The organism is Acinetobacter beijerinckii CIP 110307 (assembly GCF_000369005.1).
Taxonomy (GTDB): domain Bacteria; phylum Pseudomonadota; class Gammaproteobacteria; order Pseudomonadales; family Moraxellaceae; genus Acinetobacter; species Acinetobacter beijerinckii.
Map to the genome: position 1 here is coordinate 782,559 of NZ_KB849764.1, position 13,875 is coordinate 796,433.

Consider the following 13,875-nt stretch of genomic DNA (forward strand, 5'->3'; position numbering starts at 1 on the left):
CTATCATTAAGTTTTATTATTCTTTTTTTTAACAACACTTTTTGAAAGCTTTCATAGCAATTACTCGCCTTCATCAAATTCAAATTTTAGGTGAAAACTTTACTAATATAGTAGGAATTCATCACCTAATGCAGTGTAAATGATGGCTTTATGTAATTAAAATATTAACCTATTGTAAATATTGATATTTTTATAATCAGACTATTTTAATAGGTTTTAATTAAAATTAATTATTTTTAAATCCAAGCTTTTTAATCAACTTAAATAGAATAAATACAAGTGTTTTAATCAGAATTAATAATGATACCCTATCATTTTAGTTGGATAAAAATAAAAACACTTTAAATAATAATATATTAAAAATATGATATTGTTTTTAATTGATTTTTAATTTAAATAATCAAATAATGCTGTAAAAGTTTATTTTTATTCAATTATATTTAATAATGTTTCACATGATTTTAAAATATGAGATCGGTTCTATGAGCACAAGTTCTCAAGATCCAAATCGGCGATTAATTCGAGAGATTACAATTATTCTTATTATTAAAATTGTATTACTCCTCGTAATTAAAAATATCTGGTTTGATGCTCCCACCATTCCAAAAGATTTTAATAATGAAGTTGCCGAGCGTATTGCTGGTGACATGTCCAAAACTCAGGAGACACGTTGATGATTTCTGAAAGCGTGGTCGATCTCTCGCGGTTTCAATTTGCTATGACCGCGATGTATCACTTTCTTTTCGTCCCTTTAACTTTAGGTTTAGCTTTTATTCTTGCCATTATGGAAACCACTTATGTGATTTCTGGTAAAGAAATTTATAAAGATATGACCAAATTTTGGGGGAAACTCTTTGGGATTAACTTTGCCTTAGGTGTTACCACTGGTCTAACAATGGAATTCCAGTTTGGTACGAATTGGGCTTATTACTCTCACTATGTAGGCGATATCTTTGGAGCTCCGCTTGCTATTGAAGGCTTAATGGCTTTCTTCCTTGAATCGACTTTTATTGGTCTATTCTTCTTTGGTTGGGATCGCCTATCCAAAGTTCAACATTTAGGGGTCACGTGGTTAGTTGCAATTGGTTCTAACATGTCCGCATTATGGATCTTGATCGCTAATGGCTGGATGCAAAATCCTGTCGGTGCAGCATTTAACTACGAAACGATGCGTATGGAATTGGTAGATTTCGGTGCATTGATTTTTAACCCTGTTGCGCAAGTCAAATTTGTTCATACAGTTTCTGCTGGTTATGTAACAGGTGCAATCTTCGTCCTCGCTATTTCAAGCTATTACCTATTAAAGAAACGTGATTTACCGTTTGCACGCCGCTCTTTTGCAATTGCTGCGATTTTTGGTTTAGCTTCAACATTATCTGTGATTCTACTTGGCGATGAATCAGGCTATGAGTTAGGTGATGTTCAAAAAACCAAACTCGCTGCAATTGAGGCTGAATGGCACACAGAGCCTGCACCCGCTGCATTTACTTTATTTGGTCTCCCGAATCAAAAAGAAATGCGCACTGATTATGCAATCAAAATTCCTTATGTGATGGGAATTATTGCAACGCGCTCGACAGATACTCAAGTCACGGGTATCAGAGACTTAATGAAAGAGCATGAAGTTCGTATTCGTAATGGTATGGTTGCATATAGTGAATTAGAAAAACTTCGTGCTGGAGATCGTTCACCTGAGTTACTTGCTTCATTTGAGAAAAATCAAAAAGACTTAGGTTATGGTCTGTTATTGAAAAAATATTCTCCAAATGTGGTTGATGCCACTGAAGCGCATATCCAAGCTGCGACCAAAGATACCATTCCAAATGTAGCCGCATTATTCTTCTCTTTCCGTGCAATGGTCGCTTCTGGCTTTCTTATGCTCTTGTTATTCCTGTTAGCGACATGGGCTGTAGCAAAACGCAATGCCGAAGATAAACCTTGGTTACTCAAGTTTGCTTTGTTTGCCCTTCCACTTCCTTGGATCGCAGCACAAACAGGCTGGTATGTCGCAGAAGGTGGACGTCAACCTTGGTCTATCGGTGAAATTCTACCAACACATTTATCGGCTTCAAGTATTAGTAGCGCTGATGTATGGGGATCAATCATCGCGTTAGCAGCATTCTATACCGTACTTCTTATTATTGAGATGTACTTGATGATCAAATTTGCTCGTTTAGGTCCAAGTTCTTTGCATACTGGTAAATATCATTTTGAAAAACTAGAAGCAAAAACTGGGGAGGCTCAATCATGATCGAATATGAACTCCTAAAAATTATCTGGTGGGTCTTAGTTGGTGTTTTACTGATAGGTTTTGCCCTCACCGATGGTTTCGATATGGGATCAATGGCTCTCATGCCATTTGTAGGTAAAACGGATTCAGAACGCCGAGCAGCAATCAATACGATTGCTCCTCACTGGGACGGCAATCAGGTTTGGTTCATTACTGCTGGCGGTGCGCTCTTTGCAGCATGGCCTATGGTTTACGCTGTTGCCTTTTCAGGTATGTATTGGGCGCTCTTATTAGTCTTATTCGCCCTATTCCTTCGCCCTGTCGGTTTTGACTATCGCTCGAAGTTAGAAAATACACAGTGGCGTACATCTTGGGACTGGGGATTATGTATCGGTGGTGCAGTGCCAGCATTGGTCTTCGGTGTAGCCTTTGGCAACCTGTTTTTAGGTGTACCCTTTAGTTTAGATGACACACTACGTTCACAATATACGGGTAGTTTCTTCGCATTGTTAAATCCATTTGCGCTGATTTGCGGTATCGTTAGCTTATCCATGTTGTGTGCTCATGGTGGAGCATGGTTAATGCTTCGTACTGATGGAAACTTGCATAACCGTTCTGCCAAAGCAACACAAATTATGGCAATTGTATTTCTTGTGTGCTTTTTAGCTGCTGGTGCATGGTTATTGTTTGGCAATATTTCTGGTTATAGCTATGCTACTACTGTAAATACTAATGCTGCATTAAATCCACTTGCTAAAGACGTTGTGACCAATGCAAATCATGGTTGGTTAAATAACTATGCAACGTACCCAATCACTATGGCTGCACCAATCTTTGCGATCATGGGTGCGTTATTGGTGATTATCAGTGCAGCGAAATATAAAGCAGCTTTGAGTTTCACGGGCACTAGCCTGATGATTGTTGGAGCAATTTTAACAGCTGGCTTCTCCTTGTTCCCGTTCTTATTGCCTTCAAGTATTGATCCAACATCTAGCCTAACAATGTGGGATGCTGTTTCTAGTCATAAAACACTTGGCGTGATGACCGTTGCTGCCTGTATTTTTGTTCCACTCATTTTGATTTATACCTCTTGGTCGTATTACAAAATGTGGGGAATCATCTCAAACAAGCACATTGAAGAAAACTCTCATAGTTTGTACTAATCAGGAGATGTGGTATGTGGTATTTTGCATGGATTCTAGGTGTTTTGATGGCATGTTTCGCTGGAGTGCTTAGTGCACTTTATATCGAGCACCACCAAGACTTAGATGAGGAATAATAAATGGCTGAAGTCGTGTCAACATCGAAGAATAGTAAAGCGCAAGTCATTGCAATGATCATCTCGTTTTTGTTGGCATTGCCTCTCGCAGCGATTTTATTAGTACATCCTGCACTGATGCTAGATGAAAATGGTCACTACAATCATAGTTTGCTTATGTTGGTGATGATTGGAATTTCAGGTGGTTTCATTCATGGTGTTGGATTTATAGCAAGGTTTTGGTTATGGAAATGGTTATTTAGCCCATATATTGCGTGGCCTTTAATGATCTTAGGTTATTACACTTGGTTAGGTAATTAATTTCAATCCGAACAAAAAAGAGGAAGTCTTACTTCCTCTTTTTATTTGAACTACGCCATTTCAATGTCATTACAAATCAATTGCGTGAAATCAAATATAACAAATACTTAAACTCTTTATCAATTTGAATTTTCAGTTTTTTTGATATAAAGCCTTAAAAACTCCATATGGTCTTCCACTTATCCCAATCTAATTTTTGTAATTGATGTGCCCAACAAACCTATTCATTAAATGACAAAAAGTCCTAGACTGTGATTACATTATCAAAAAACTTGTCGAATACGATCAAAGCCACCACAAAAGAAAAACAGCATTAAAACAATTTGTTTTATGCAATCAATTTCTTCATTTCAATCAGTTGAATCGGAACTAATGGTTGACCAACATCAGCATCTATAGGATAAGGCTCTGTATGACCAGTAATCTCATAACCACGACGTTGATAATATGCAATTAACTCAGAACGAACATCTAATACATACATAATTAAATGTCGAATTTTCGAATAATTCTGTGCAATATAAGCTTCAACATAATCAAGTAGTTCTCTGCCGTAACCTAAATTTTGAATTGTTGGATCAATCGCAAAAGTCCCTATTTCAATGGTACGATGATCAAAAGTTAGCCCTATACAACCAACCAAAGAACCTTGTTGATTTTCACCAACAAGTAATTCAAAATTTGATTGATTTAGGTCTCTACTTAATTGTTCTGCGCTAATCCGTTTTCCTTCTACAAATGATTTTTCTGTAGTCCAACTTCGATCAGACTGAGCCCGATAAGCCAAATTAATTAACTTAACTAATTGCTCTATATCATCAACTTTTGCAGTTCTAATATTTAAAGACATTTCTATTTTATACGGTCAATAAAAAACCGATGATAACATCGGCTTTTATTAAATAGAGTATTTATTAATTCGTTTCACCAGCCAACCAAGCCATAAATTTTTGACGCTCTGATTTAGACGCTTTTTGCCATAAATCAACCAATTGCTGATCAGTTGTTTTAATAGTACCTGTTGGCGCAGCTGTTGTAACTGCAACAGGCGCTGTAGTGACAACTTGAGAAGTATTGCCAGCATAAACAGGCGCAGGCTGATTAACTGTGTTATTTTTATTTTTTTGTGTCAAATCTAATGTACGACTCAATAAATTACTGCCTGTGAACCAAGGTTGGGCTTCGTTATTTGCGCCTGTTTGTTGCACTACAAGTTTTTTATTTTGATCATATAAAGCCACTGTGGGTTGATCAGCATATTTTTTTGCAGAATCAAAATCTTTTGGAGCATTCACAAGCGCTAAATTATAAGCTTGATTATCCTTTAAATCAGTTGCTTGAATCGTGACTACACTAGATTTAACGATATCATGCTCACCGTTTAAATGTTCAAAATATTCACGATAGCGTACATTGACTGTTAAATTACCAGCATCAACTTGATAGTTATTTTTTTTTGAAGGAATCAAACCATTATTCACTTCTTGACCATTTACAGCAAGAATCACGATTTCTTCAGGTGCAGTGATTGTGACAGCTGAAAAAACAGAACTACTTAATAATAACCCGAAAGCAGCAACACCAACTCTTAAAGACATTAGACTCTTCTCGATAAAAACAATTTATGAAACCGTATGCACTATGCTATGCGATTGTGACCATTTTATGACATAAAACCAAACTGTCTATTCCATCGATTTGGCTTTTTTTAGATATATACATCATTTCTTATGCTAAGCACTATAGTTCTTTTGGCGAATATTCTGTGCAAATAAAAAAAAGAGCACTTGATAGTGCCCTTTTAAATATTGAATTAACTTAGTTAAAAGTTTTAAAACGTGCAGCATCATCCATATAGGTTTTTTCACCAGCTGGAGCTTCAATAGAACCAAATACTAGCTGAGCACGTAGTTTCCAATTTGATGGAATACCAAATGTTTCAGCCACTTCAGCGTCAACGATTGGATTATAATGCTGTAAAGAAGCACCTATACCAATTTCAGATAATGCAGTCCAAGTTGCAAACTGTGCTATTGCAGTCGAATGTTCAGACCAAACTGGGAAATTATCAGCATATAATGCAAATTGCTCTTGTAAAGCTTTTACGACATCTTGATCTTCATAGAATAATGCTGTACCAAAACCTGCTGAGAAACTATCAATTTTTGCATTTGTACCTTCAAAGGCTTCAGCAGGTACAATTTTACGCAAAGTTTCACGTACAATATTCCAAAAATTGGTGTGAGATTCACCAAATAAAGTCACAACACGTGATGTTTGAGAGTTAAATGATGATGGGCTTTGTTTAACCGCCTCACGAATCGTTTCTTCGATTATTGCCTGATCAACCGATACATTTTTACCAATTGCATAAATTGTACGACGTGCTTTGATGCTATTTAGAAAGTTACTCATCTTGTTATGCCTCTTTTACCCTTAGGGTGTTATCTTGGATTGAATGTAGTTTATAACGGCTCATTTTAATGAAACAGCCCAATAAATATGACAGATCGTTTTATTTTTGAAACAATACAATTTTTCTAGTCATAAAAAAACCCACACGATGTGGGTTTTTTTAATATATATTAATCACTTATCAGTTTCAAACAATGCAGCGACAAATGATTTTGCTGAGAATGGACGTAAATCATCAATCTTTTCACCGACACCAATATAACGAATTGGCACATGGGTACGGCTTGCAATATTGAATAACACACCACCTTTGGCAGTGCCATCCAACTTCGTAATCGTAATCCCCGTTAAGCCAACAGCTTCGTCGAATAATTGCACTTGGTTAATTGCATTTTGACCTGTACCCGCATCTACAATCAGCATAATTTCATGCGGAGCAGTTGCATCAATTTTTTGCATAACACGCTTAACTTTTTTGAGTTCTTCCATTAAGTTAGCTTTATTTTGTAAACGACCTGCTGTATCTGCGATTAATACATCAATTCCTTTCGCTCTAGCACTTTCAAAAGCATCAAAAATCACAGATGCGCTATCAGCACCATGCCCTTGAGCAACCACAGGAATATCATTACGGTCTCCCCAAATTTGAAGTTGTTCGGTCGCTGCTGCACGGAAAGTATCGCCCGCTGCAAGCATGACTTTTTTACCTTCACCTTGTAAGCGTTTTGCTAATTTACCAATGGTAGTGGTTTTACCGACACCATTTACACCGACCATCAAAATCACATATGGCGATTTGTTTGGATCTATATGCAAAGGTTTTACACGTGGAGCAAGCAAGGCAACCAGCTCTTCTTGCAAAGCTTTATAAAGTGCATGTGAATAAATTAAATCGCCACGTGCAGTTCGTTCGGTCAAATTGGTGATGATTGTTTTTGTCGCGTCCACACCAATATCAGCAATAAGTAATTGCTCTTCAACCTCTTCTAGAAGCTCATCATCAATTTCTTTACCGCCAATCAAAATATTGACCATACCATCAGTGAAGCTACGACGCGTTTTAGTCAAACCATCTTTCATTCGACCAAAAAAACCACCTGTTTTAGCTTCTTCAGTAACTTGTGTTTCAACTGGCTCACTAACTGGAGTCGTAATTGGCGTCTCAGTTGAGCTTTTTACCGCTGGTTCATCAATAATTGGAACATCGACTGCAGGTAAATTCGGTAATGTGACATCGTCATCACCGATGTCAGCATCTATCAAGAATTTGTTTTGCATATTCGATTGCTGTTGCATGTCGATTCCTTGAAAAAAGCAGCTTTATAAAAAGATCGCTAGTCTAGCACAATTCGATTTCTTTTTCCCGACCGAGGCAAACCATTCATTTATAAATAAAAATAAACTGACTAAAACTCACTCATCTTCTTGTGCCATTGCTGGATATTGCTTAATACCATTTGATTCAAATTGATAAGCATTGAGAAGTTTCAGATAATCCATGCGATGCAACTGCGTCTGCTCCAGTATATCTTTTGCCATTTTTTGTGTTTTAGGATGACTTGCTTGAGCAGAAAACTGAACAATTTGTTTATATTGAACTTTGCTAATAGGACGTTGCAACGCGGAGTAAGCAAGTATAAAAATGGACAAAATAATAATGGCGACCAAAATATTATAAAATTGGTCTAATCTGAATCCTAATTTGGATTGCATTAGTTTCTGTTTAGAAAGTATTGAAAACATGAGCTACCTCGAATTAGAAGTAGTGTATGTTTCTGATTCGCCAAGAACAAGTCCAACGTCCAATAAGTCACAATTACACAACTTATTGAACGTGAAGCTTATCTCTGATTAACTCATTATTGTGCGAACAAAAGCAAAATACAAAATGAACGCAATGATAACGAGAGTTAAAAAAATAGCGAACATCCCGACGCCACTTTCCGCATCAGCAGGATGTAAATCATCCTCATCCGCAATTCGCTGCAATTCACCATTATAAATTTCATAAAAGCGATCTTTTTGATCCGCTGGAAGATGACTTGCGAAATCGTATACCCTTTTACGTTGGGCTAGACAATAATCACCTAGGTGAATTTCTTGATGAAATATTGCTTCATCAAGTAACTTACGATGATGGTGAGCTAAAGCAATGATTTGATTTTCTGATGGTGGAACATCAAAGTTTACTCCATCGATTACATTTGACATGTTATTCTCCTTTTCTATTATTCTCATTTTGATTCTACTTAAAAATATTTGCTGTAAATGTTTAATCGTGTAAGATTTTAATTACACAACGCTACGTAATATATTTGACAATTCAAGCATTATTGTCATAATAAGTTCATAATTCGAAGTTAAAGTAGCTTAAATTCAAAGAAAAGTATCTTTGAATAGAATTTGAAGTAATCATAATTAAAATAAGGAGTTATATATGATTCAGCATTTTACACAGCATGAACTAGAGCATGTATATGCAAACGCAGTAAATACAATTCAATCTCAAAAAAACTTCCAAGATGCAGTGAAAGAATTGGAAGAAGTTGCACAAGCAGGTCACGGTAAAGCAGCATTATTTTTAGCAGAATTGTATTATCAAGGTTTTCGAGTTGAACGCGATTCACTCAAAGCACAATATTGGCAAAAGATGGCAACAATGCAAGCATAATGAAACGTCACTTAGGTGGCGTTTTTTTATACCTACTTAAAATGAATTAACATGGTTCACTTACGCTGCATCACAGCTTTAGTCGCTTTGGCTTGCTCAGGTGGTTTTTATAGCTATCAATTATTTCCTAGATTAAAAAGAAGATTAATCCTCCTTTACCACACCCTATGTATATTATTTAAATTTATAACCTTTACTTAACTTAGAGGCTTTTTTCATATCTTGATCAATTAAACATGTAATTTCTTATATGAATGTTTTTTTAGTAAAATTGCCAATTTAATCACACATACAATATTTGCTTACGATTTAGATCAATTGTTTAAACATTAATGACATCTAAAGTTCTTATAATAAATCATAATTTTTAATAATATCAGTTAACTCACATGTATCGGTTTAACGATTTTCAGCCAGTATCAAAAGAATTGATGATTAAAATCTCAATTTTAAAAACGATGATGTATTGCGGCGTACTTTGGGGTCTTTATGATCAAGGTTGGGCTATTAAGTCTGATGTTGATGGGCCAGTATTCCCTTTTTGGTTAAATGGTGTTCAAGCACATCGCTATGCAAAATCAAATTGGAAAAACTACAAACCTCGTAAAATCACACCTAAAGACTTTCACGAGTCGTTGCTACCGACTTTAACTCGATTACAAGTTCAACCTGCTTTGTTCAATTCTTCACATCGCAAATTTAAACTTTCTACTCAGCAAATGCAGCATTTCTTTTTTATGCAGCATCAGCAGTTAGCAATCCCTGCTTAAATAGATATTTATAACAATGATGACTTTTTAGACAATCATTAAAGAAAGTTATCATTGTTCGTAAATTAGGGCTTTGCATTTAAAATAAATACAGTTAAGTTAAATGAAAATGACAATACAACACAGGTGGATAAACAATGACAATCGTTGCTCAAGTCATCAAGAATAAAGCTGTTCAATCAATTTTTACGATTTCTCCAAATGCTACTGTACTTGAAGCAATTAAAATTATGGCTGAAAAAGGTGTAGGTGCTTTGGTTGTTGCTGAAGACGAAAAAGTTGTAGGAATTTTCTCTGAACGTGACTACACACGTAAAATTGCACTGATGGAACGTTCATCAAATAACACACCTGTTTCAGATATTATGACTTCAAAAGTTATTTCTGTGAGTCTAAATAATACTGTCGAAGAATGTTTAAACTTAATGACAGATCGTCATTTACGTCATTTACCTGTATTAGAAAATGAAAAATTAGTCGGATTTATTTCAATTGGTGATTTAGTTAAAGCAGCTATGGATGATCAACGTGTTCTGATTGAGCAGCTTCAACAATATATTTCTGGTTAAATCATTATCTCGAAAAAAAAGGGCAATTGATTGCCCTTTTTATTTCTCAAAGTTTAGATCATGCTTTCAAAAAATCCTGAATTGCAGCAACAAGACGCTTTAATAATTCATCAGCTTGTTCATGTGTCATATTTAATGGTGGAAGTAAACGAACAACCGACCCAGCCGTCACATTGATAATTAACTGATATTCATCACGTGCAATCGCAACCAGTTCAGCACAGTCTTTAGGGAGTTGAATACCAATCATCATACCGAAACCGCGTACTTGTACATTATATTCAGCTAATTGCGCTCTCAACTGATCAACAATATATTTACCAACAGTTGCAGCGTTTTCTACTGCTTTTTCTTGCTGTAATGTATCAATCACAGTATATACAACACGTGAACCAAGCACCGTTCCGCCATAAGTTGAGCCATGACTACCTGCACCTAAAATTCCTACAGCTTTGCCTTGTGTCATGACTGCACCCACAGGAAAACCATTACCCAAACCCTTCGCAGTCGTCATAACATCAGGAATGATATTGGTATGTTGATAAGCAAAATATTTACCAGTACGCCCATTACCTGTTTGAATTTCATCAAGCATCATTAACCAATTATGTTGGTTACATAGCGCGCGAACTTCTTCTAAATAGCTAAAACCTTGTGGTGCAGTATTCACCCCACCTTCCCCTTGGATCGGTTCAATCAGGATTGCAACTATATCAGGATGATTAATCGCTGCTTCTTGAATTGCTTCAATGTCACCAAATGGAACACGTACAAATCCATCCACCAATGGTGCAAAACCTTCTTGAACTTTCTTATTTCCTGTCGCTGATAAGGTTGCTAGAGTACGACCATGAAACGACTGTTCCGCCACGATAATTTTTGGATTATTGATCCCTTGTTGCGAACCAAATTTACGTGCAATTTTAATTGCTCCTTCATTTGATTCAGCCCCACTATTTGAAAAGAAGATTTCTTCCATTCCAGACACTTCTGCAAGTTTTTGCGCCGCTGCAGTTTGCCAAGGAATTTCAAATAAATTACTGGTATGGACTAATGTTGCAGCTTGTTCAGCAATTGCTTCAGCAATCACAGGATGGGCATGACCTAAACCACATACAGCAATTCCTGTTAAAGCATCTAAATATTCAGTGCCATCTGCTGTATATAAGTATGCCCCTCGTCCTCGTACAAAACTGATCGCTTGGCGACCATAGGTAGCCATAAGGTGTGATGGTTGATCAGGTTGCACTGGAGCAAGAGTAATATTAGTCATATCAAACTCAATCTATCATTAGTTGTGGTGAAAAAAGTTATATAAGCAAAAACTTGAACAGATTGAAAGCTCAAACTCACATTTATATAAGAAAAAACTTTAGCAATAGCTCAACAACGACTTTTCAGTATATAATTTGCCGAGATTAGTTGAGGATCTATCTATGACGGAACAAGCGCGTGATACAGTAGCGTTAATTCGTGATCAAATTGCGAAACACCCTGTTTTACTTTACATGAAAGGCACTCCACAATTTCCGCAATGTGGTTTTTCTGCTCGTGCAGTAGAAGCACTTAGCCAAATTGGTCGTCCATTTGCCTATGTAAATATCTTAGAAAATCAAGATATTCGTGCAACTTTACCTCAAATTGCAAACTGGCCTACGTTTCCACAGTTATGGATCAATGGCGAGCTTATTGGTGGTAGCGATATCATGCTTGAAATGTTCCAAAATGGCGAATTGAAACCATTAGTTGAACAATATAGCGCTGCTCCAGAAGCATAAGTTTTAAAATAAAAGCCAATCAAATGATTGGCTTTTATTGAATCTAAGTTTAATCTTTACTAAATCCTATATAACGAAACAAACCCTCAACACCTAAATCAGTCTTATAAATCTGCATTGATGGATAACTCGCCTGAGTTACGGTCGCAAAAATATTCATATTCGGATCTTCATGAATTTCTTCAACGGATTGCGTTAAAACCTCATCGAAGCGATCTGCAATAAATTCAAAACCCAAATCCATCGCGATAAATATAGTATGTTCGCAAGGCTGAATATATTGTTCTTGATCCCAATCTAAAACAGCGCTGTTACAGTATGGACATGGAACATTTTGAGTTGAATCGGTGATCTCAATGAGTTGATATGACATAGTAATGATGCATAAAAAATTTGAATCATTTTAAAAGAATATGACACGCTAATCTATCTTAAATAGGAGCTTTTAGCAGATGGCAACACTTGAAATCGCTATTGAATTTGCTGCTAAGCAACATGCTGGTCAAGTTGACAAAGCCAATGCACCTTATATTTTACATCCGCTCAGGGTGATGTTGAATGTCCCTACCATTGACCATAAGATTATTGCTGTTTTACATGACATATTAGAAGACACCGAAACCACTAGCAGTGATTTGCGTAGTTTAGGCTTTCAATCCCATATCATTGAGGCAATCGAGTCTCTAACAAAACATGATGGTGAAACAAGAATCGAAGCAGCAAAACGAACGGTACAAAATTCTCTAGCACGTGTTGTTAAATTGGCAGATATCAATGACAATATGGACATATCTCGAATTCCATCACCAACCGTTAAAGATTTCGAACGTTTGAAAGAATATCAACGAGTTCAAGAGATTCTACTAATGAAAAATACCTATTAAACTTACTTAAAATGATTTTACTGGGTTATACAAGCTGGAGTTTATAGCGTAATGCTAACGGATTTAGATGATTTTTATTGCTTTGCACTTGTTGTAGAGCATGGTGGGTTTAGTGCTGCTGAACGTGCCACTGACATTCCAAAATCAAAACTGAGCCGTCGTGTTTATAACCTCGAAGAGCAATTAGGCGTCCGTCTTATTCAACGTAGTTCACGTCACTTTGCTGTCACAGATATTGGTATGGATGTTTATCGTCATGCTCAAGTGATGATGAATGCAGCTCAAGCCGCACATGATGTCGTCAATCATTTAAGTAGCGAGCCTCGTGGTGTAATAAAAGTCAGCGTTCCAGTGGATATTGCACAAAATCAAATGGCAAAAATTCTACCTGCTTTTTTGAAAAAATATCCTGAAGTGCGTGTTCAAATGATGGTGACGAACCGTCGAGTCGATGTAATTAATGAAGGAATTGATCTTGCTTTACGAGTGCGCTCAAAACTTGATGAAGATCCAAACCTAATACTTAGACAATTTGAAGCGATTGAACAAAGACTATTTGCGAGCCAAGCATATCTAAATGAATTTGGTCATCTAAAAGATCCCGAACAACTTAACGACCACCGTATTATTAGTATGGCTGAAGATCACCTTGATCAAAACTTTTTACTTAGTGGTCCCGATCAACAGCAGAAGAAAATTAAAGTTAATCCAGTGATCATGGGATCTAATCTACTCATGTTAGCTGAATTAGCAACTCAAAACTGTGGTATCGCTTTACTACCAGACAGTATTGCACAAGACTTTGTAAAATCAGGTCAATTAGTCAAAGTCTTACCAGAGTGGACTGCTCCACATGGTATTTTCCATGCTGTTTATCCATCACGAAGAGGTTTATTACCCGCGGTTCGTGTATTTATTGACTATTTAGTAGAAAAGTTAACGCTATGCTCCACAATAAAAAAGCCTGATTTCTAATCAA

Annotated in this window: 19 protein-coding genes; 11 read left to right on the forward strand and 8 right to left on the reverse strand. The window is 36.4% G+C overall.

Annotation, left to right across the window (positions count from 1 at the left end; all coding sequences use genetic code 11):
- Positions 1–482 precede the first annotated feature (482 nt).
- From cydP to F933_RS05290, 5 genes are read left to right on the forward strand one after another with little or no spacing between them, the layout of a single operon-like run.
- A complete protein-coding gene (gene cydP, locus F933_RS05270; RefSeq protein ID WP_005054167.1) occupies positions 483–674 on the forward strand; it encodes a cytochrome oxidase putative small subunit CydP in 192 nt (63 codons plus the stop codon).
- Positions 674–2,251 (forward strand): cytochrome ubiquinol oxidase subunit I, encoded by a 1,578-nt coding sequence (locus F933_RS05275; protein WP_005059068.1) that lies wholly within the window; start codon positions 674–676, stop codon positions 2,249–2,251. Before cydP ends, F933_RS05275 begins: the two co-directional genes overlap by 1 nt.
- A complete protein-coding gene (gene cydB / locus F933_RS05280; RefSeq protein WP_005059070.1) occupies positions 2,248–3,393 on the forward strand; it encodes a cytochrome d ubiquinol oxidase subunit II in 1,146 nt (381 codons plus the stop codon). The genes F933_RS05275 and cydB overlap by 4 nt, the downstream gene beginning before the upstream one ends.
- Before the next feature lie 14 nt (positions 3,394–3,407).
- On the forward strand, positions 3,408–3,509 hold the full coding sequence (gene cydX, locus F933_RS16985; protein WP_004653762.1) for a cytochrome bd-I oxidase subunit CydX: 102 nt from the start codon (positions 3,408–3,410) through the stop codon (positions 3,507–3,509).
- Between the two features lie 3 nt (positions 3,510–3,512).
- Positions 3,513–3,809 (forward strand): cyd operon YbgE family protein, encoded by a 297-nt coding sequence (locus tag F933_RS05290; RefSeq protein ID WP_005059072.1) that lies wholly within the window; start codon positions 3,513–3,515, stop codon positions 3,807–3,809.
- 328 nt (positions 3,810–4,137) lie between these two features.
- On the opposite strand, the gene F933_RS05295 is transcribed toward F933_RS05290, so the two are convergent.
- The 6 genes from F933_RS05295 to F933_RS05320 all read right to left on the reverse strand — a co-directional run bounded on the left by F933_RS05295 (position 4,138) and on the right by F933_RS05320 (position 8,435).
- Positions 4,138–4,659, reverse strand: coding sequence for a GNAT family N-acetyltransferase (locus F933_RS05295; protein WP_005059074.1), 522 nt, complete (start codon positions 4,657–4,659; stop codon positions 4,138–4,140).
- Positions 4,660–4,723: 64 nt separating this feature from the next.
- Positions 4,724–5,407 carry a YccT family protein gene (locus F933_RS05300; RefSeq protein WP_005059076.1) on the reverse strand — a complete coding sequence of 228 codons (684 nt, stop codon included), beginning with the start codon at positions 5,405–5,407 and terminating at the stop codon, positions 4,724–4,726.
- Positions 5,408–5,627: 220 nt separating this feature from the next.
- Positions 5,628–6,224 carry a nitroreductase family protein gene (locus F933_RS05305; protein WP_005059077.1) on the reverse strand — a complete coding sequence of 199 codons (597 nt, stop codon included), beginning with the start codon at positions 6,222–6,224 and terminating at the stop codon, positions 5,628–5,630.
- 174 nt (positions 6,225–6,398) lie between these two features.
- Positions 6,399–7,520, reverse strand: coding sequence for a signal recognition particle-docking protein FtsY (ftsY, locus tag F933_RS05310; RefSeq protein ID WP_005059079.1), 1,122 nt, complete (start codon positions 7,518–7,520; stop codon positions 6,399–6,401).
- Between the two features lie 117 nt (positions 7,521–7,637).
- Positions 7,638–7,967, reverse strand: coding sequence for a hypothetical protein (locus F933_RS05315; RefSeq protein ID WP_005059080.1), 330 nt, complete (start codon positions 7,965–7,967; stop codon positions 7,638–7,640).
- Positions 7,968–8,075: 108 nt separating this feature from the next.
- Entirely contained in the window at positions 8,076–8,435 is a 360-nt protein-coding gene (locus tag F933_RS05320; RefSeq protein ID WP_005054177.1) for a hypothetical protein, read from the reverse strand.
- Between the two features lie 226 nt (positions 8,436–8,661).
- On the opposite strand from F933_RS05320, the gene F933_RS05325 reads away from it, so the two are divergent.
- The 3 genes from F933_RS05325 to F933_RS05335 all read left to right on the forward strand — a co-directional run bounded on the left by F933_RS05325 (position 8,662) and on the right by F933_RS05335 (position 10,234).
- Positions 8,662–8,895, forward strand: a complete 234-nt coding sequence (locus F933_RS05325; protein ID WP_005054178.1) for an SEL1-like repeat protein — start codon at positions 8,662–8,664, stop codon at positions 8,893–8,895.
- Between the two features lie 389 nt (positions 8,896–9,284).
- Positions 9,285–9,665, forward strand: a complete 381-nt coding sequence (locus F933_RS05330) for a DUF2750 domain-containing protein (RefSeq protein ID WP_005059082.1) — start codon at positions 9,285–9,287, stop codon at positions 9,663–9,665.
- A 137-nt stretch (positions 9,666–9,802) separates the two neighbouring features.
- Positions 9,803–10,234 (forward strand): CBS domain-containing protein, encoded by a 432-nt coding sequence (locus F933_RS05335; protein ID WP_005054180.1) that lies wholly within the window; start codon positions 9,803–9,805, stop codon positions 10,232–10,234.
- A 58-nt stretch (positions 10,235–10,292) separates the two neighbouring features.
- On the opposite strand, the gene F933_RS05340 is transcribed toward F933_RS05335, so the two are convergent.
- Positions 10,293–11,507: an aspartate aminotransferase family protein gene (locus F933_RS05340; RefSeq protein ID WP_005059083.1), complete on the reverse strand. Its 1,215-nt coding sequence runs from the start codon at positions 11,505–11,507 to the stop codon at positions 10,293–10,295.
- Positions 11,508–11,670: 163 nt separating this feature from the next.
- On the opposite strand from F933_RS05340, the gene grxD reads away from it, so the two are divergent.
- The gene (gene grxD / locus F933_RS05345) at positions 11,671–12,012 is read left to right on the forward strand and encodes a Grx4 family monothiol glutaredoxin (protein ID WP_005054182.1); all 342 of its coding nucleotides are present in this window, start codon (positions 11,671–11,673) and stop codon (positions 12,010–12,012) included.
- Between the two features lie 49 nt (positions 12,013–12,061).
- Here the strand turns inward: grxD and F933_RS05350 are convergent, their stop codons facing one another.
- Complete coding sequence (locus F933_RS05350; RefSeq protein WP_005059084.1) at positions 12,062–12,385, reverse strand: hypothetical protein; 324 nt, start codon at positions 12,383–12,385, stop codon at positions 12,062–12,064.
- A gap of 79 nt (positions 12,386–12,464) precedes the next feature.
- Here F933_RS05350 and F933_RS05355 point away from each other — a divergent pair, with 79 nt between their 5' ends.
- Entirely contained in the window at positions 12,465–12,896 is a 432-nt protein-coding gene (locus F933_RS05355) for an HD domain-containing protein (protein WP_005059086.1), read from the forward strand.
- 51 nt (positions 12,897–12,947) lie between these two features.
- The gene (locus tag F933_RS05360; RefSeq protein WP_005054185.1) at positions 12,948–13,871 is read left to right on the forward strand and encodes a LysR family transcriptional regulator; all 924 of its coding nucleotides are present in this window, start codon (positions 12,948–12,950) and stop codon (positions 13,869–13,871) included.
- Positions 13,872–13,875: the final 4 nt, after the last annotated feature.

Coding starts and splice junctions, on each gene's coding strand:
- F933_RS05300 (WP_005059076.1), bottom strand. CDS start 5,407: ATGTCTTTAAGAGTTGGTGTTGCTGCTTTCGGGTTATTATTAAGTAGT.
- F933_RS05335 (WP_005054180.1), top strand. CDS start 9,803: ATGACAATCGTTGCTCAAGTCATCAAGAATAAAGCTGTTCAATCAATT.
- F933_RS05305 (WP_005059077.1), bottom strand. CDS start 6,224: ATGAGTAACTTTCTAAATAGCATCAAAGCACGTCGTACAATTTATGCA.
- F933_RS05360 (WP_005054185.1), top strand. CDS start 12,948: ATGCTAACGGATTTAGATGATTTTTATTGCTTTGCACTTGTTGTAGAG.
- F933_RS05275 (WP_005059068.1), top strand. CDS start 674: ATGATTTCTGAAAGCGTGGTCGATCTCTCGCGGTTTCAATTTGCTATG.
- cydP (WP_005054167.1), top strand. CDS start 483: ATGAGCACAAGTTCTCAAGATCCAAATCGGCGATTAATTCGAGAGATT.
- F933_RS05315 (WP_005059080.1), bottom strand. CDS start 7,967: ATGTTTTCAATACTTTCTAAACAGAAACTAATGCAATCCAAATTAGGA.
- F933_RS05320 (WP_005054177.1), bottom strand. CDS start 8,435: ATGTCAAATGTAATCGATGGAGTAAACTTTGATGTTCCACCATCAGAA.
- cydX (WP_004653762.1), top strand. CDS start 3,408: ATGTGGTATTTTGCATGGATTCTAGGTGTTTTGATGGCATGTTTCGCT.
- F933_RS05295 (WP_005059074.1), bottom strand. CDS start 4,659: ATGTCTTTAAATATTAGAACTGCAAAAGTTGATGATATAGAGCAATTA.
- F933_RS05325 (WP_005054178.1), top strand. CDS start 8,662: ATGATTCAGCATTTTACACAGCATGAACTAGAGCATGTATATGCAAAC.
- F933_RS05355 (WP_005059086.1), top strand. CDS start 12,465: ATGGCAACACTTGAAATCGCTATTGAATTTGCTGCTAAGCAACATGCT.
- F933_RS05340 (WP_005059083.1), bottom strand. CDS start 11,507: ATGACTAATATTACTCTTGCTCCAGTGCAACCTGATCAACCATCACAC.
- grxD (WP_005054182.1), top strand. CDS start 11,671: ATGACGGAACAAGCGCGTGATACAGTAGCGTTAATTCGTGATCAAATT.
- F933_RS05330 (WP_005059082.1), top strand. CDS start 9,285: ATGTATCGGTTTAACGATTTTCAGCCAGTATCAAAAGAATTGATGATT.
- cydB (WP_005059070.1), top strand. CDS start 2,248: ATGATCGAATATGAACTCCTAAAAATTATCTGGTGGGTCTTAGTTGGT.
- F933_RS05290 (WP_005059072.1), top strand. CDS start 3,513: ATGGCTGAAGTCGTGTCAACATCGAAGAATAGTAAAGCGCAAGTCATT.
- F933_RS05350 (WP_005059084.1), bottom strand. CDS start 12,385: ATGTCATATCAACTCATTGAGATCACCGATTCAACTCAAAATGTTCCA.
- ftsY (WP_005059079.1), bottom strand. CDS start 7,520: ATGCAACAGCAATCGAATATGCAAAACAAATTCTTGATAGATGCTGAC.